The 17,520-nt window shown below is 64.0% G+C and carries 14 protein-coding genes, 1 tRNA gene and 1 rRNA gene; 6 read left to right on the forward strand and 10 right to left on the reverse strand.

The features are described 5' to 3' along the window. Positions 1–57: 57 nt before the first annotated feature. The 3 genes from C437_RS07895 to C437_RS07905 all read right to left on the reverse strand — a co-directional run bounded on the left by C437_RS07895 (position 58) and on the right by C437_RS07905 (position 2,678). A tRNA-Ala gene (locus C437_RS07895) sits at positions 58–129 on the reverse strand. Positions 130–234: 105 nt separating this feature from the next. Beyond that, positions 235–1,706 (reverse strand): 16S ribosomal RNA (locus C437_RS07900). Positions 1,707–2,369: 663 nt separating this feature from the next. Continuing rightward, positions 2,370–2,678, reverse strand: a complete 309-nt coding sequence (locus C437_RS07905; RefSeq protein WP_004516406.1) for a non-histone chromosomal MC1 family protein — start codon at positions 2,676–2,678, stop codon at positions 2,370–2,372. A gap of 247 nt (positions 2,679–2,925) precedes the next feature. On the opposite strand from C437_RS07905, the gene C437_RS07910 reads away from it, so the two are divergent. The 3 genes from C437_RS07910 (at position 2,926) to C437_RS21070 (ending at position 4,446) form a co-directional block, all read left to right on the forward strand. Further along, positions 2,926–3,123, forward strand: a complete 198-nt coding sequence (locus tag C437_RS07910; RefSeq protein WP_004516407.1) for a hypothetical protein — start codon at positions 2,926–2,928, stop codon at positions 3,121–3,123. 105 nt (positions 3,124–3,228) lie between these two features. Then, complete coding sequence (locus tag C437_RS07915; RefSeq protein WP_004516408.1) at positions 3,229–4,281, forward strand: quinone-dependent dihydroorotate dehydrogenase; 1,053 nt, start codon at positions 3,229–3,231, stop codon at positions 4,279–4,281. A gap of 39 nt (positions 4,282–4,320) precedes the next feature. Beyond that, a complete protein-coding gene (locus C437_RS21070; RefSeq protein WP_275040381.1) occupies positions 4,321–4,446 on the forward strand; it encodes a hypothetical protein in 126 nt (41 codons plus the stop codon). 51 nt (positions 4,447–4,497) lie between these two features. Here C437_RS21070 and pheT read toward each other — a convergent pair whose 3' ends face one another. From pheT to C437_RS07940, 5 genes are all read right to left on the reverse strand, one after another. Then, positions 4,498–6,249 (reverse strand): phenylalanine--tRNA ligase subunit beta, encoded by a 1,752-nt coding sequence (gene pheT / locus C437_RS07920; protein WP_004516409.1) that lies wholly within the window; start codon positions 6,247–6,249, stop codon positions 4,498–4,500. Then, the gene (gene pheS, locus C437_RS07925) at positions 6,249–7,760 is read right to left on the reverse strand and encodes a phenylalanine--tRNA ligase subunit alpha (protein ID WP_004516410.1); all 1,512 of its coding nucleotides are present in this window, start codon (positions 7,758–7,760) and stop codon (positions 6,249–6,251) included. Before pheS ends, pheT begins: the two co-directional genes overlap by 1 nt. 275 nt (positions 7,761–8,035) lie before the next feature. Further along, the gene (locus C437_RS07930) at positions 8,036–9,685 is read right to left on the reverse strand and encodes a tryptophan--tRNA ligase (protein ID WP_004516411.1); all 1,650 of its coding nucleotides are present in this window, start codon (positions 9,683–9,685) and stop codon (positions 8,036–8,038) included. Between the two features lie 121 nt (positions 9,686–9,806). After that, positions 9,807–10,832, reverse strand: a complete 1,026-nt coding sequence (endA, locus tag C437_RS07935; RefSeq protein WP_004516412.1) for a tRNA-intron lyase — start codon at positions 10,830–10,832, stop codon at positions 9,807–9,809. Positions 10,833–10,914: 82 nt separating this feature from the next. Continuing rightward, on the reverse strand, positions 10,915–11,637 hold the full coding sequence (locus C437_RS07940) for a PDDEXK family nuclease (protein ID WP_004516413.1): 723 nt from the start codon (positions 11,635–11,637) through the stop codon (positions 10,915–10,917). Between the two features lie 118 nt (positions 11,638–11,755). Between C437_RS07940 and C437_RS07945 the strand changes: the two genes are divergently transcribed. Further along, positions 11,756–12,412 (forward strand): HAD family hydrolase, encoded by a 657-nt coding sequence (locus C437_RS07945; RefSeq protein ID WP_049919687.1) that lies wholly within the window; start codon positions 11,756–11,758, stop codon positions 12,410–12,412. A gap of 171 nt (positions 12,413–12,583) precedes the next feature. On the opposite strand, the gene C437_RS07950 is transcribed toward C437_RS07945, so the two are convergent. Together C437_RS07950 and C437_RS07955 are read right to left on the reverse strand one after the other, a co-directional pair. Then, positions 12,584–12,823, reverse strand: coding sequence for a hypothetical protein (locus C437_RS07950; RefSeq protein WP_241431649.1), 240 nt, complete (start codon positions 12,821–12,823; stop codon positions 12,584–12,586). Between the two features lie 205 nt (positions 12,824–13,028). Further along, a complete protein-coding gene (locus tag C437_RS07955; protein WP_004516416.1) occupies positions 13,029–15,398 on the reverse strand; it encodes a DEAD/DEAH box helicase in 2,370 nt (789 codons plus the stop codon). Positions 15,399–15,585: 187 nt separating this feature from the next. Between C437_RS07955 and C437_RS07960 the strand changes: the two genes are divergently transcribed. Together C437_RS07960 and lipA are read left to right on the forward strand one after the other, a co-directional pair. Then, positions 15,586–16,419, forward strand: a complete 834-nt coding sequence (locus C437_RS07960) for a class I SAM-dependent methyltransferase (RefSeq protein ID WP_004516417.1) — start codon at positions 15,586–15,588, stop codon at positions 16,417–16,419. A 155-nt stretch (positions 16,420–16,574) separates the two neighbouring features. Then, a complete protein-coding gene (gene lipA, locus C437_RS07965; protein WP_049919688.1) occupies positions 16,575–17,504 on the forward strand; it encodes a lipoyl synthase in 930 nt (309 codons plus the stop codon). Positions 17,505–17,520: the final 16 nt, after the last annotated feature.

The following is a 17,520-nucleotide window of genomic DNA, read 5'->3' on the forward strand; positions in this document are numbered from 1 at the left end:
CCATATCCCATCGCCGTCCCACACTTAAGGGGCACGGTTCGGGGCTGGCACGTCGTATGGACCCACTGGGATTTGAACCCAGGGCCTCCGCCTTGCAAAGGCGGCGCTCTCCCGCTGAGCTATGGGCCCGGCAGATCCGCACGGTTGTTAGCCCTGATAGTTCATAGGTGCCCGGTCGACGGAGTTCTCGAACACCGAAAGGTGGGTCAGGCCAGAGGCCTGATCCCGATCAGTAGGAGGTGATCCAGCCACAGATTCCTCTACGGCTACCTTGTTACGACTTAAGCCCCCTTGCGGAGCCCAGATTCGACCGTCGCATGACGGCCTCATCCGGACCCCACTCGGGTGCTTTGACGGGCGGTGTGTGCAAGGAGCAGGGACGTATTCACCGCGCGCTTCTGACACGCGATTACTACCGAATCCAGCTTCATGCGGGCGGGTTTCAGCCCGCAATCCGAACTACGACTCCGTTTGGAGATTAGCTCCGCCTCTCGGCGTCGCATCCCACTGTCAGAGCCATTGTAGCCCGCGTGTTGCCCGGTCCATTCGGGGCATACTGACCTACCGTTGCCCGTTCCTTCCTCCGCTTTAGCAGCGGCAGTCCTCCTAGTGTACCCAACTACCTCAAGGGTATTGCTGGCAACTAGAAGTGCGGGTCTCGCTCGTTGCCTGACTTAACAGGACGCCTCACGGTACGAGCTGACGGCGGCCATGCACCTCCTCTCAGTAGCGTCGGGTAAAGTCGTCAACCTGACCGTCATTACTACTGTCGGGACCGGTGAGATGTCCGGCGTTGAGTCCAATTAAACCGCAGGCTCCTCCGGTTGTGGTGCTCCCCCGCCAATTCCTTTAAGTTTCATCCTTGCAGACGTACTTCCCAGGCGGCTCGCTTCTCGGCTTCCCTAGGGCGCAGCGCAGGCTCGTAGCCTACGGCACACCTAGCGAGCATCGTTTACAGCTAGGACTACCCGGGTATCTAATCCGGTTCGAGACCCTAGCTTTCGTCCCTCACCGTCGGGTCCGTCTTCTTGAGGTGGTTTCCCCATTGGTGGTCCGTCCAGGATTACAGGATTTCACTCCTACCCCAGACGTACCCCTCAAGTCTTCCGGCCCCAAGCCGGACAGTTTCCGCTGGACGCCGACGCGTTGAGCGCGTCGATTTCCCAACGGACTTGTCCGGCCGGCTACGGACGCTTTAGGCCCAATAATATCGGCCATCACTTGGACTGCCGGTATTACCGCGGCGGCTGGCACCGGTCTTGCCCAGTCCTTGTTCCTGAACCACCTTACGGTTCAGAAAAGCGAGGGCTATATGCCCTCGCACTCGGAGTCCCCCTATCGCACTGTCGTGCAGTGTAAAGGTTTCGCGCCTGCTGCGCCCCGTAGGGCCCGGTATCTTGTCTCAGATACCGTCTCCGGGTTCTTGCTCTCACAACCCGTACCGATTATCGGCATGGTGGGCCATTACCCCACCATCTACCTAATCGGCCGCAGCCACATCCTACAGCGCCGGAACGTTTCTCACTCTCGGCACTCCAGCCTGAGAGTAATATCCGCTATTGGCCTCAGTTTCCCGAGGTTATCGCGGTCTGTAGGGTAGTTTGGCCACGTGTTACTGAGCTATATGCCACGGGTCTAAGCCCGTGCGACTAGCATGGCTAAATCGGACTCCGATAGCAATGGCCTCCGGCAGGATCAACCGGAATGTATCCCGGCACAATGCCGGGGGGTTAGGCGGGATCACACCCATATAATGGGTGTGGTCGCTATCGAAGGGTGTTCGAGGACACCCGTCGACCGAGTGTCACCGAACTATCAGGGCTAACATCAGATTCCATCTTGACGGCGGACCGCAGGGGTGGAATCCTCATTTCTTCGGACCTGATCATTGTCTCGAAGCCATCATAAAGGCTTCGAGTTTCGTTGGCGAGTCGGTCCCGCCTGGCCCGTGTCGGCAGGGGTTCGATGCCCCGACCGAACGTCGTTCGCGTTCATTCCGAACACCCTGTTACACTTAAGGGCATCGGATCATAGCCCGCGTCGAACCGCACGACGCGAGCGACCTTCGCGTTCATTCCGAGCGCCCTATTACACTTAAGGGCATCGGAACGAGTGCGTTCGTTCGGGGGGCGTCGCCCCCTGACCGCGTTCGCATTTCATTCCGATGAGTGAGCCACACTTAACCCCGTCGAAGGAAGTCGCCTGCGAGACAGAATTACACGGGTGTGGGTGTCCCACACGTGTACAAACGGAGAGTTCGGCTCACAGGACAGCAGTGACTGAGAAACTGGTACCATCGCTCGCGCGCATGTGAGCGCGCGACCGGGCATCGTCACACGAGAAGCAACCGAAAATGTCGGGACCGCGGCCTAGATTTCGTCTAGGTGTTCGACGCCCTGCTTCGAGACGTTCCCTTTCGTGATGTCGCCGGGCATCCAGTCGGGTTTGTCGTCCGGTGCCTCCTCGACCCATGCCCACGCTTCGTAGATATGGACCTTGTGAGTCCCCTTTTCCCGTAGTCGTATCTCCTCAGGGTCAGCCTGATCTTCACCATCTGCGGGTTCAAGTCGACGTGCTGCCTTCAGTGCAGCCTGTCGAGGTGTTCCGCCCGAGAAGACGCTCGATTCGTCACCGTCTTCGCGCAGTGCGAAGTTGCGCTTGTCACTGTCGGGTGCCATGGATTTCACCGCTCCATGCCAATTCAGCACATGGCAGAACATAAATATACCCCCCAATCCGCCCTCCGTCAGGGGGTGGTTTTTATACACTGGTTCCGTCGCGTGACGCTTCGACCCTCCAAACCGACCGATTCAAGCCGAATATTCGGGCTGGAATCGTCACGCGCGTTCGAAACCGCCAGCCAGCGACCGGCGGCACGGTAGACTTAAGTGTATCCTGCAGTGAAGTGCGGAGTAGGATAGCGCGATGGTGCGAAAGAAGAAGCTCAGCCCGAGTGGCGCCAAAGATGAGGACGGCGAGTACCACAACGTACATATCAACATTCACGAGGACGAGCTGGCCGTCGCCGGGATGGAGATCGGCGACGAAGTGTTCGTTCGCGTCCGCGATAACAAGATTATTATCCAGAAAGCCGACCCCGAAGAGGTCGAACACGACTTTTGAGGCACCATCGACGGTGACACAGTGCCACTGGGCGGGGCTATTGGGACCAACGCCCGATATCGGTCGTTCACCACCGTTCCTCGAGCCAACCGGAACACCCACACAATGAGACCCTACGATATCGCGAAACCACTCCTGTTTTCACTGCCAGCAGAGACCGCTAACCGGAGCGTCCACCGACTGCTGGAGACAGTCGACGGAACGCGGGTCGCCGACGTGATGGCCGACCGCTACACCGTCGCTGACGACCGACTCGCAGTGGAAGCGTTCGGCTACACGTTCGACAACCCCGTCGGCGTCGCCGCCGGCTTCGACAAAAATGCCACCATCCCCGAAGCGTTGGCCTCACTCGGCTTCGGCTTCGCCGAAGTCGGCGGTGTCACTGCCGAGCCACAGACCGGGAACGCTCGCCCGCGGATGTTCCGGCTCAGGGAGGACGAGGCAATCATTAATCGGATGGGGCTGAACAACGACGGAGCCATCGTCATCGGCGAGCGGCTGAAAAACGTCGACGCGCCGTTCCCGATCGGCGTCAACATCGCCAAGACGGAACACGTCGGAACAGACGAGGCTCCCGACGACTACCGGACCACGTACGAACACGTCGCCGAAGGCGGGGACTTCTTCGTCGTCAACGTCTCCTGTCCCAACTCGGAAGGATTCGAGGAGCTCCAGAACCGCGACGCGATGGAGGCCATCCTCGGCGAGTTGCAGGACGCGGGCGCGGCCCCGCTGCTCGTGAAGCTCTCGCCGGACCTCCCCGAGCCGGCAGTCGAGGACGCGCTGGACATAGTGACCGAACTCGGTCTAGACGGCGTCGTCGCGACGAACACGACGACGGAACGGCCAGCCAGCCTACGCTCGCCAAATGCCGTCGAGACCGGCGGCCTCTCGGGCAAGCCAATTGAGAACGAGGCGACCGAGATGGTCAGGTTCGTCGCCGAACGGGTCGACGTACCCGTCGTCGGCGTCGGCGGCGTCTCGACGCCGGAGGGCGCGTACAGAAAGATCCGCGCCGGGGCCTCGCTCGTCCAGCTGTACACCGGCCTAGTCTACCGCGGTCCGTCCATCGCCCGCGAAATCAACGAGGGGCTGCTGGACCTGCTCACAGAGGACGGCTTCGACTCTGTCGAGGACGCCGTCGGCGCGGACCTATAACTGGCGAATCGTGAATTACGCTTGCGGCAAACTAGCGGTATGGCTGCCACTCCCCGCACCCACCACATCCTCGCCTTGGACGACCGCTTTCTCGCGTGGCTCCTCGACAGACTACTCGTCAGTGCGAAACCGACGAAGCAGACACGACAAAACCGAGCGACGTAGAGTATGTGTTCCGAACGGCAAGTAGAACAAAGCGGAGAGAGCCGTCGGCCGCTATTCTAGCGCGTCCAGCCGGAACTCGAACGCCGCTACAGGCAGTTCCAGATCGTGTTCGACGAGCACCTTCGGATGAATCTCGCCGATAACGCCGACCGACTCACCGTCGAGGACTACTTCGGCGGCGCGGCCGTCGATGAACGACGGATGCGTGGTCGGCGGCGTTTCGAGGTCCTTGTCGAAGGCGTCCGCGAGCGCCTGCAGGCGGGCCTTGGCGTCCTCGTAGGAGGCGTCTGTCCGCGCGAGCGCGGCAGCGACGGTGCGGTGTTCGGCGACACCGGTGTTCTCGGAGTCGTCGAGACCCGCGGCCAGCCCGATCTCGGCGAGGTCCTGCGGGTAGCTCCGGTGGGTGTTGCTCTCGAGCACCATCATGATCGAGGGGAGCGCCCACGTCCGGAGGATGGTGTAGTCCTCGCTGTAGGGTTCCTGTATGGTGATTGGGTCGGCCAAGCCGACGGCGTCGGCGGCCTGCTCATCGGTCCCCGGGACCGGCAGCCCCATCCGCTCGAAGTTCTCGACCTCGTTTATCATGTGGAAGTTCAGCAGGTCCTCGAAGCCCAAGCCGACGAGTGCGTCCCGAGCGGCGTCCTCCAGTCTGGACCGTTCGTGGCGGCCGCCGACCGTCGATACGTCGGGATAGGTCGGTTCGAGGCTGTTGAACCCGAGCGCCCGGCCGATGTCGTCGATGATATCGAGCGGGTGGATGACGTCGACGCGGTAGGGCGGAACCTCAACCTCGTAGGCCACGCCGGCATCGGATTCCGTCTCGGTCGCATCGAGGCCGGCACGCTCGGCGTAGTCAATGACCTCGCGGCTGTCCAGCGAGACGCCGAGGATGGATTCGATGCGGTCGTGTGTAACCGTCTTCGTCCGTACCGAGAAGTCCGGCCGCTCCAGGGTCTTACCGGCGTACTCACCGGGCGCATCGTCGGCGTAGGACACGTCGACCCTCTCGACCTGGCCGCCGCGGGCGGCGAGCGCGTAGCAGACGATGTTACACATGTGATCGATGGTCCACTGGTCGGTCCCGGTCATCTCGATGAACAGGTCCCGGGAGTCAACGCTGACCTCGGTCCGGCGGCCGTTGATGACCGGTGGGAACGAGAACAGGCCGATGGCGTCGTAGATGGCCGGCACACGGTCGAAGTCAGCCACGAGGTCGCCGTAGGTCTGGCCGGTCTCGTGGGACGCCATGACCTCGCTGGGGGTCATCTCCGCGTCGGCGTCCAGCGGCACGAACGTCGCCTCGTCGGGGTCGGCGCTGGTGTAGGTGATTGACTTGCCGGTCTCACCGGTGGCGGAGTCGCCTTTCAGCATCGTGAGGTCGTGGACCCCAATCGCGCCTTTCGCCCGCTTGCGCCCCATCGTCGCGTGAAGCTTCTCCTGAAGCTGGATGAGCGACTCCAGTGCAGCCTCGTCCATATCCAGACCGCGGACGATAGCGCCGGTGACGTACGGGCGCTCGTCGGGCTGATCCTCGACCTCGATAGTCCAGTCGGCGCTGTTCGTGTTGGGAACCTCGACCCCGCGGTCGTCGCCGTAGTGGTAGCGCAGCGACCGCGCGACGCCTTCGACGGAGAGGCGGTCGAGTCGGTCCGGCGCGAACTCCAGTTGGAACTCGTCGTCCTCGGTCCAGCCCTCGAACTCAAGGCCGAGGTCGAACAGGTCCGACTTGAGTTCGTCGTCGTCTTTCTCGTCGTGGCCGGTCAGATACCGCAGTTCGTCCGGGTCGACATCGACGACCGGCATTAGCGCATCACCTCCGTCTCCCGCAGCAGTTCAAGGTCACACAGCGTCCCGTGCACGTCGCGGATGTCTTCGAAGCCGTACATAAGCATGAGTAGTCGTTCGAGCGAGAGGCCCCACGCCATCACGTCACAGTCAACCCCAAGGGGCGTGAGCACCTCGTCGCGGAAGATTCCGGAGTTGCCGACCTCGACGACCTCGCCGGTCTCGGGGTGGGTGCCGAACAGCTCGAAGCTCGGCTCCGTGTAGGGGTTGTAATGGGGCTTGAACTCCAGGTCGGTGATGCCGAACTGCTCGTAGAACTCCGTGAAGGTGCCCATCAGGTCCCGCACAGAGAGGTCCTCGGCCATCACCCACCCCTCGATCTGGAAGAACTCCAGCAGGTGGGTCGGGTCAAGCGTGTCGTTGCGGTACACCTTTTCGACGCTGAAGTAGCGTTCGGGCGGGTCGAGTTCGCCGACCTGATGGCCCGAGAGATAGCGCATCGACAGCGAGGTGGTGTGACCGCGCAGGTCCATCCCGCGGGCGATGTCCTCGGTCCACGGCGAGTGATACCCCTCGCCGTCGGGGCCGACGCCCTCCTTGTGTGCCGAGCGGACCCGTTCGACGAGGTCCGGGGGGAGGTGGCCGATCTCCTCGGGTTCCTCCAGAGCGAACTGGTCCCAGTGGGTCCGGGCCGGGTGGTCCTGGGGCATGAACAGGCAGTCGTTGATCCAGAACTGCGCGTCGGCGTGGGGGCCTTCCATCTCCGAAAAGCCCATGCCGACGAGCGTGTCCTTCACGCGGTTGGCCGTCTGGCGGAGGATATGCTCCTTGCCGTGGCTCACGTCCTCGGCGTCGGCCTCGACGTTGTACTCGGTGAAGGCCACGTCTTCCCACTCGCCGCTCGTGAGCAGCTCGGGGGTGAGCTGGTCGACGGTCTCGGCGGCTTCGACGCCCTCCATCAGCGCGGTGACGCCGTCGTCAGTGAGTTGGATCGAACGAACAGTCTCCTCGCGGAGGTCGACGAGTCCACGCCGCGCAAGCTGGTCGAGCGCGTCCGCGTCGGCGTCTTCGACGCGTCCGTCGGCGACGGCTTCCAGCGCCAGCATTTCAGGGTCGGAGCCGGGGTCCGCGTCGGCGTTAGCCGTGATTTCGCCGCTGTCGATATCGCCGTAGGCCTTGCGAGCGTAGTTCGAGAGCGCGATGTCGACCGCGCCGCCTTCAAGACCGGATGCGCCGATGACCTGTCCCATCTGGACCGGGGCGTCAGCCGCGCCAGCGTCGATAGCGGCCTCGTAGAGGTCCTGTTCGGGCAGACTCTCCCGAACATACCGGTCGCCTTCCTCAGTCAGTTCGTAGTGTTCCAGCGTCTCCTCGGAGACGGCAAGCAGTCCGTCAGCTTCGAGTTCGAACGCCGCTCTGGTGGCCGCTTCCGGCTTGAGGTCAGCCTCCGCAGCCACGTCGTCGATGCGCCTGTCTTCCTGTGCGTCGGCGGCCTGCAGGACGGCCACCTGTGCCTGTGGTCGTTTCATACGGGTGTCTCGGTCTTGTGGGGATAACCGCGGGTCGCTCAGTTAACGGTTCTCACTTCCCGCTCGCGGTTTCGTCCGAGGAGCGTCTCTCGACGCCGTCGAAGTCCACGCGCGGTCAGGGAGCGAAAAAGAAGCCGAACCCCGGACAGTCTGGTGGCTGGCGAGCAACAGCGGCACAGTGGGATTCGGATGCCATGTCTGAGCGGTTGTGACTGGTGAATATAAACGTTGTGCGTGTACTTCTCTCGACACGAGAAGGGGTCTCGGCCCGGTTCTTAGTCCGCGCTCGTCGGCGCGCGGTCGGAGTCGAGATCGATGTCGAGCTCGTCGAGCTTGTCCGCCCACTCCTCGCGTTTCTCCTGATGGTCTTCGAGGAACTCGGCCATCAGTTCGGCGGCCTGCTCCTTGCAGCCGCCACAGAGCCGTTCGCCGCCGACGCACTCGTCGTACACTTCCTTGGCGAACTCGTCGTCGTCGCCCGACAGCAGGTACGCGTACAGTTCGTACACCGGGCACTCGTCAGCCTTCCCGCCCTTCTCGCGCTGTTCCTCGGCCGTGGAGCGGCCGCCAGTGGTCGCCGACTTGACTTTGTCGTAGCCGTCCTCCGGGTCGTCCAGCAGGGAGATGTGCGAGGCCGGAATCGAGGAGGACATCTTGCCGCCGGTGAGGCCGGTCATGAACCGATGGTAGATAGACGACGGTGGCTGGAAGCCGTAGCCGCCGTTGTCGAGTTCGACCTGCCGGGCCAGTTCCTCGGCCTCAGCGTGGTCCAGGTCGAACGTGTCGATGTGTTCGTCATACACCCGCTTCTCCCCGTCGATAGTCTCGATGAGCGCCTCGAAGGCCTCGGCAGTCGCGTTGCGGTCGAGGAACCGGGTGCGGGGGCGAAGCGGTTCTTTCCCTGCCTCGTCGAGTTTGGCGACGACGGACTCGCGGGCGTCGGCGGGCGCTGGCTGGTGGTCGCGCAGCCAGTCGGCGGCCTCGCCACAGCGGGGCCGGTCTGGCTCCTCGGCGTACTCCTCGCGGGCGTCGTAGGCCTGCCGGAGCAGCGTCCGTTCAACAGCGTCGGCCTCGAAACTGGCGAAGGCCTCCGTCACGCCGAAGTACCGCATCCGCGCGGCGAGGTCTCGCGCCAGCCGCATGTGCGGGTCTTGGTCCGGACCGACGGGGATAACCGTCGGCTTCGGCCCATCCAGTTGCGGGTAGAGGATGTCGGCCATCTGTGTGACGACCGACTGCATGTGGGAGACATCCGTCTCGCCGTCGAAGTCGTAGATGGCCTGCAGCTCCGAGAAGTTCGCCTCCGCGCCGAGTTCGAACGCGAGGTCCTGCACTTCACGGTTATCCGACTGACGGTACAGTGTGCCCTCATCGGGGTCGAAACCGAGCGCAAGCAGCGAGAGGATGTAGTTCGTCGCGTGCTCGTCGATTTCGTCCCACGAAAGCCCGCGGGCGCTGTGGGCTTCGAGGTCCGCGATGAGCGCGAACGCGTCCCCGCCCTGCTGTTGGTGCCAGATGATCTCGTCGAAGACGAGCTTGTGGCCGATGTGCGGGTCGCCGGTCGGCATGAACCCCGACAGCGCGGCGAAGGGGTCGTCGTTGCGCATCGCCTCGGCGACGGGTCGGTAGTCCCGGTGGCCGAAGATGACGCCTCGCCGCATCAGGTAGTGCGGGTTGGGGACTTCGGGCAAGACCTCGTCGAACGCTTCGATGCCGAACTGCTCAAACAGCTTGCGGTAGTCGGCGATGGTCGATGAGCCCCACGGGTCGAGCGTCGCCTCGTCAGCGCCTTCGGCCTCGGTGCCGCCGTCCGGAAGCACCGGCTCGTCGACGGCGCGAGTGTCGGACTCCCGCCACTCTCCGCCCGACTGGCGGCGGTCCTCGTCGGGCGATGCGTCGTCGTGATGGGAGTCGTCCGTTGTCATGGATGTGCTCGGCTCGCGGTGAGCCACGTTACAGGTGCTTTGGTTCCGGTCGGCGCAAAAAGGGTTCGTTTCCGAGCGCCGCCCGCGAGACGGTCGCGGGCTCTGACCCCGCGTGCGCCACTCAGGGCGTCAGTCGCTCGACGGCTATCCACTCGATACTGTCGCTATCGGTACCTTCACCGCCGCTATCTGCCGTTAGCGCAAACATCATCGTCTTCCGGACGCCGTGGGCCAGGCGCACGTCCAGCGCGAGGTCCCGCGGCTCGAATCGGTGGCCGGCCGGCAACACCCGAACCAGAAGCTCCGAGTGACCCAAGTTCTCGGCGCTCTCGACGTCGGCGTAGGTCCGGAAGTCAGCGCCGAACTTGAACCCAGTCTTCGGGGCGACGCCACTCCCTCGCAGGGCCGCATAGACAGCCAGCCGGCGGTCGAATCGGTCACCTTCGACCTCGCGGCCGCGCTCGACGACGGCGGCGGCCCCGCCCTCAACCGTGAGCAGTCCCTCCCGGGCGAGATAGGCGGCCTCGACGAGCGAGAGCTGGACCGCGCCTTCGTCGTCGAGTCGCTGGCCGTAGAACGCCTGTTCGTACAGCTCCGCCGGCGGTTCCCAGCACACCACCCGCTCTTCCAGCAGTTCGCCCTCCGTTGTCGGGACGACAGCGTCGCTGGTCCCCGCAACGTCGCGCCGCTCGGTGTCGAGATAGGTCACTTCACTCTCCTCGTCGACGACCGCCAGCACGCAGTTGCCCAGACCGGTGGCTCCAACGGTGTCGCGCTCACCGACGACCCGGACGCGATAGGCCACCTCGTTGTCCCACGGCCCCTTACCGCGGGGGTAGACCACGAAGTCCGTGCCTGCGGCGTCGTCGACCCATCCCTCGCGGGCCGGCGTGAGGTAGAAGCCGCGGTCCCGGAGGTCTTTGTAGACGGCGAAGGCGACCTCAGAGACGGCCGCCGACCCGAGAAACGCCCGGAAATCCATCCCGTCGATGCTCTCAATATCCCCACGGTAGAGGAGGTGTGCGGCCTCCACCGGAGCCAGGTCGATGTCGCCGTTTCGGACCTTCCCGTACCCGCGCGAGTCGTAGAACCGCTCGCGCGCCTCGTAGCCGGCCCGCACGACATCACCGTCGAGCGTCAGTTCCATGCTCTGACGTGGCCCCCGCGGCGACAAAGCCCCTGCGGGTCCGAACCGGGAGCGAAGGTGGACGGGTGTGGAGGGTGAGTGCTCACTCCCGTTGTGTGCATGAACTGTCCAGACACCGCGTTCCGCCGGCGGTTTCGAACAGCGGCAGGCCACAGTCACAGTGACCGACGACGACGCCGGACGGCATCGAGAAGCCGGTGTCACAGTCGGGGTAGTGCTCACAGCCGGCAAGCAGGCCGCCCCGGCGGAGAATCAGCAGGTCGCCGTCGCAGTCCGGACAGTCCCATTCGCGGTCAAAGGCCGCGGTGACAGCGTCGTCTAGTGAGTCACAGTCCCGGTCGAGACACAGTTCGAACGCCCGCCCACGTTCCACCCGAAGCGTAGGGAGTCTACAGTCGTCACAGCGGCCGCCAGTAACTGCGGCATCGCTCGGAATCCCGTAAGCGGCGTCACAGCCGGTACAGGTGACCTCACTCCGGGTGCGGACCAGCGTCCCGGCGCAGTCAGGGCACTCGCGCACTGGAACGCCGGCGTTCGAGGCCGGATAGCGACCACTGCCGTGTTCCTCGTGAGTGACCACCCGGAGAAGTTCATCACCGTCGCGGGCGGTCACCGCTCCGTCGTCGATAGTGACGCTTTCAGCGCGGGTGAGCCACGCGACCGGCTGATATCCCTCGGCATCGTGAACGAGAACAGTGTTGTCCGGTTTGATGACGACAAGCACGTCGCCGCGTTGCTCCCGCTCGCGGGTTCCCTCGAATACGGTCGTACACTCACCAGCTATCACACGGGTTCCGTCGTGCATGGGCCGACCTGACCGTGCTCCGGTATTTAAACCCTCAGACGGTGGACGGGGCTTCACAGAGTGGTCGTCAGTGCCGGAGTCGGAACAGCCAAAGCCGTCGGCGAGTGACAGCAAGGCAATGAGTGAACCACCGGTCGGGGTCTGTTTCGATATGGACGGCGTGCTCGTCCAGTCCGAAGATTACTGGGTCCGTGCCCAGCGCGATGATATCCTCCCGACAGCCGCACCGAACGATGACATCCCGCTCTCGGCAATTACCGGTCGGAACTACCGGGAGGTGTATCCGGATCTGGACGGCGAATACGACCTCGAAATCAGCCGCGAGGCGTTCGAGGAGCTGTTCGAGGAGCACGGGGAGCGGATCTACGGCAACGAGGCGACGTTCCTCGATGGGGCGCACGAACTGCTTGACGAGCTGCGGGAGGCCGGCGTGGCGCTAGCGCTGACGACCTCCGCACCGTGGGCCTGGATCGACGTGGCCGACGAGCGCTTCGACCTCCTCTCGAAGTTCGACGTTGCGATCAGCGCAAACGACATCGACGGCCCCGGTAAGCCGGAACCGGACATCTACGAGCAGGGCGCGGCGGAGTTGGGCGTCGCGCCCGGAGACTGCTGGGCGGTCGAGGACTCCACCGCGGGCGCACGCGCCGCCGTCGCCGCCGGGATGACGACCGTCGGGTTCCGTGGCGACGGCGACGAGACGGATCTTTCGATGGTGCACGAGATCGCGGACGACGCTACGACACTGCGCGAGGTACTGTTAGGCGGTGTATAACAGCCGACTATCTGTGCGGAGTGAGGAAGACAGACTCAGCAGCGGTGCGTAATGCTCACCGAGACAGGATTGAGCCAGAAACCGTCTGGTGGTAGTGCGGTGTGCAGGCGTTCGAGAGCAGCAAAACAGTGTACAGAATGCCAGCGTGGAGGGGAGGAAGACCCGGCCAGGTCAGGCAGGGTCACCGTATCCACGGCCCGCGAGGAGGCCGAAGACGTTGAGGGCAACGACACCCACGAAGATGAGGAAGCTCTGACTGTCCAGCCCGCCCAGCAGCAGCGGCGGATATGCCAGTGGTGTGATGATAGCCAGCCAGAACGCCATGAACTGCAGGGGACGAGTGAGTGATCGGAGGGTGACGCTACTGGGGGCGGCTTCCATCGGGGAACGGAAGGGCGATGCACTGGACATTGTGGGCTTCCTCAGTTCTTCGTAAGAACCCATACCCCCATATAAACGCCAGACCCTTGAGGAGAATTCGTACTCTTTTCGGAATGGTAACCGGATTTCAGCACCTTTCAGCGATATTTCACGGATTGGTATAACGCTTCGAAAGACGTTTATAAATTTTATCGAGCGGTCTGAGAGTGTTTCAGAGCAGTAGCCGAAGCGGCAGTTATCGGACAAGCACGGACCGGGTTTCGGTAATCGTCGGGAGCGGCAGCGCGGGGAACGCGACCTCGACGGTGAACGTGAGTTCCTCCGCGTCCGCGCCGAAGACGGCTACCGGAAGCGTGGCTTCGCCGAGATACGACGGCTTGGCGGTCATCTCACGACCGTTAACCGTAACACGCAGGCCCGCACGGGCACTGCCGCCGGTGTTCCTGACCGTTACCTCCCGCATATCGTTGTCGCCGGGCGCGATAGTCTCGGGGAAATCGCCCCAGTCGATAGAGACGACGGGGAGGTCCCGCGCGTTCGCGAGCACCTGTTCGGCGACACCATCGGAGAGTCCGGCACGGACGAGACCGTCTTCGCCGGCTTCGACCACGTCGGCGGGCGAGGAGAGCCCCGCAGCGGCGAGTTTGCCAGCGCGACCGCTGGCGACGCCGTCGATGGCCGTCAACCCGACCGCGTCAGCACTGATGCCGTGTTCGACTCTGGCCTCAACGCGACAGGCGAGATTCGCGTAGCGGGCTGGTCCCAACGTGTCGACGAATTCCCGCATCGCCGCGAGCAGGCGAAGGGCATTCTGCCGGATAACCCACGCGTCGCTTTTGAGTTCCGTCGGCGTCGTCCCGGTCATGCCCGAACGGAGGATGGCCAGCACCTTGCGCTGGCCGGCGTCGAGGCTCTCGTCCACGCTGTCACCCAGAACGGCGTGGACAGCGTCCTCCTCATCAGACCGGGCGCTGACGCTGTCGAACTCGGTTGCACCCGCCACCGCAGTCAGCAGGTCGTCCGCGTCGACGGTGACCCCGGAGTCGGGGTCAGCAGCCTCCTGACAGCGCTCGGCGACGTCCGCGAACCGGCGCGCAGTCGAAAGCCGGAGGTAGAACTTCGACGCCAACTGGCCCAGCCGCGTCGGTTCGACGTTGAGGCCGTCCTGTTCGACAAACCCCTCATCGACGAGCGCTGAAAGCGTATCGCTGACCCGACTCCGGAGGTCGCTACCAGCGTCGTACTTGTCAGGGGCCGACTGTGAGCGGGCATAGTAGAAGGTCGTCGCGAGCCAGTCCATCACGTCGTCCACGTCGTCGATGGTCCCGAGCGCAATCTCGGCGTTCAGGTGGGCGTCGAGTTCCGCCGCGAGCCGGGACTCGATCTCCTTCCCGTCCCGGAGCAGGCGGCGGTACTTGTCGGCGTCCGAGCGGTCACAGACCACCCAGGCATAGCCCATGTCGTCGTAGCCGGGCCGGCCCGCGCGGCCGAGCATCTGGAGCACGTCGAGCGGGCTCATGTCGACCTCGCCCTCCAGCGGGTCGTGGAGTTTGGTGTCGCGGATGACGACACAGCGAGCGGGGAGGTTTACACCCCACGCCAGCGTCGACGTCGAGAACAGGAGCTGAATCTTGCCCTGCTTGAACCACTGCTCAATCTTATTTTTGTCCTCGCGTGCGAGACCAGCGTGGTGGAAGCCGACGCCGTCCAGCACTGACTGGCGGAGCGTGTCGTTCGAGAGGTCGGCGGCGTCGTTGTGGAAATCGTAGTCCCCGCGTGCGCCCATCGGAATGTCGCGCTCGACAATTTCGTCGCGGGCCTTCTTTGCTGCCTGTACCGTGTCCTGACGCGAAGAGACAAACACGAGCGCCTGCCCCTCCTCGCAGATGTGTGGCTCGGCGAGATCAAGCGCCCGGTAGAGCCGGCGGTACTTGTCGGCGAAGGCGTTCTCGCCGTGGGAATACGTCTTCACGTCGGCGTTCAGCGGCACGGGCCGGTACTCCTCGCCGAAGGCGAAGGTCGTTTTGTCGGGCGCGTCGAGCCAGTCAGCCACGTCGTCGATGTTCGGCATCGTCGCCGACAGCGCCACCACGCGCGGGTCACAGAGCCGGCGGAGTCGCGAGACAGTGACTTCGAGCACCGCCCCCCGTCGGTCTGAGTCAAGCAGGTGGACCTCGTCGATGACACAGCAGTCCACGTCAGTGATGAAGGAGTAGCGGCTGGTCTCGTGTTTCCGGGTGGCCGAATCGGCCTTTTCCGGTGTCATCACGAGAATATCCGCCCGCTCGGCGCGGCGAGGGTTCAGGTCCCGCTCGCCGGTGACGACGTAGACAGAGTACCCCAGCTCCTCGAACCGCTCCCACTCGCTCTCCTTCTCGTTGGTGAGCGCGCGAAGCGGCGCGAGAAACAGCGCGGTCCCGTCCTCGGCGAGCGTTTTGCAGATGGCCAGTTCGGCCAGCGCCGTCTTCCCGCTGGCCGTCGGCGCGCTGACGACGACGTTGTCGTCGCGGTTCAGCAGGGCCGGCAGGGCCGCCGACTGCATCCGGTTGAACTCCTCGAAGGGAAAGGCATCGGCAAAGTCGGGGAGCACCTCCGCGACCGCCACAGTCGGCTCGCTGTCGGTTCGGGATGGCACGTCACAGTCGCAGTTCCGCGACGGCAAAGGCGTTTCTATGGGGGAGCGAAAGTGCATGAGCGAGGCCATGTGTTTCAGGGCCACGGTGTGGCTGCTCATTGGGGCTGTCCCACATTCCTGCCCAAAGATTAACTCAGCCGGCTGACAGTGCGCAAGCATGCCTATCAGCGACCCTGAGGACTATTACGACGAGAACAGCCAGAGCGAGTGGGACCGCCTGACGGCCACGCTGCACGGGCAGCTAGAGTGGACGGGGACCGTTGCACAGCTCGAAGCGACCCTCCCCGAGGCGGGACACGTCCTCGACGTGGGCGGCGGCGCTGGTCGGTACGCCGTCTGGCTGGCCGAACAGGGGTACGATGTCACGCTCGTTGATCCCAGCAGGGGCCAGCGAGCTATCGCACGGGAGAAAATCGCCGAACACGGGCACGAAGGGCAGGTGACCGTCGGGGCGGGCGACGTACGCGACCTCGGGTTTGACCGGGACGCGTTCGACGCGACGCTGTGTCTGGGTGGGCCGCTCTCGCACGTGCTCGACGCCGGCGAACGGGCGGCCGCCGTGCGGGAACTCCGCCGGGTAACAAAAGCTGGGGGTCCAGTGTTCGCGTCCGTTATGGGGCGGCTCAACTGGCTCGTTCTCTCACTTGTCGGCGAGTCCGAACACCTCACGGATGCGGCCGAACTCGCCCAGACAGGCGATTACGACCGTCAGTTCGTGGCCCAATCCGGGCACGACGCGGCGTTCACAGAGACACACTTTTTCCGCGCCGCCGAGTTTGAGGCGCTGTTAGAGGCGAATGGATTGACCATCGAGACGCTGGTCGGACTGGAAGGACTGGCGTCAGTGCTCGCCGCCGCCCCACTCCGGCAGACGGCTGACGAACTATCAGCAGACGAACGGGCCGGTGTTCAGGCGCTCGTAGACGAACTCCGCGAGGATCGGACTGCCGTAGACATGTCTGCACACATGCTTGCCGTCTGTCGTGTGTGAGCCGGCAACGCGGACAGTTGGGTGGGCACTCGCAAGTGCGCGGGTGGTTGTTAGTTCGATTCGGCCGCCGGACCAGCCGATTGTCCGTCCGGACGCTACGCGGGAAACCACGCGACCCCCGCACGTTTTTGACCGGGCGAACCTAACTCCGAGTAATGAGTCGTTCGCGCAAGCCTGACTGGCTGAAGATGCGGCCACCGTCGGGCGAGCGGTTCACCGACATCAAGCAGTCGCTCCGGGATCGGAACCTCAACACGGTCTGTGAGGAAGCCAACTGCCCCAACCTCGGGGAGTGCTGGAGCGGGCGTGACGGCCCGGGAACAGCGACGTTCATGCTGATGGGCGACCGTTGTTCGCGGGGCTGTAACTTCTGTGACGTGGAGACGGGCGGGATGGACCCGCTAGACGCCGACGAGCCACAGCAGGTGGCCGACGCCGTCGCGGAGATCGGGCTGGACTACGTGGTGCTGACCAGCGTCGACCGCGACGACCTGCCCGATCAGGGCGCGGGCCACTTCGCCGAGACGATCCGGGCCATCAAAGAGCGTGACTCGTCAATCCTGGTCGAGTGTCTCATTCCCGATTTCCAGGGCGAGTCGGACCTCATCCGGAAAATCATCGACGCCGACCCGGACGTTATCGCCCATAACATCGAGACGGTCGACCGCCTCCAGTGGCCGGTTCGGGACCGCCGGGCAGGGTACGAGCAGTCCCTCTCGGTGCTTCGGCAGGTCGACCGCGAAAGCGACTGTTACAGCAAGACCAGCCTGATGCTGGGCGTCGGCGAGTACGCCCACGAAGTGTACCAGACGCTGTCGGACCTCCGACAGGCCGGCGTCGACGTAGTGACGTTCGGCCAGTATCTCCAGCCCTCCCGCTCACATCTGGAGGTCTCGGAGTACGTCCATCCCGACGCCTTCGACACCTGGCAGCAGGTCGCCGAAGCGGAGTTCGACTTCCTGTATTGTGCCTCGGGACCGATGGTCCGGTCGTCCTATCGTGCCGGTGAACTGTTCGTCGAGAGCGTCCTGCGTGAGGGTCAGAGTGCAGACGAGGCGCGGGCGGAAGTTCGTGCGAACGACTGATACGTCGGAGTTATCG

The sequence above is a fragment of the Haloarcula vallismortis ATCC 29715 genome (assembly GCF_000337775.1).
Classification (GTDB): Archaea; Halobacteriota; Halobacteria; order Halobacteriales; family Haloarculaceae; genus Haloarcula; species Haloarcula vallismortis.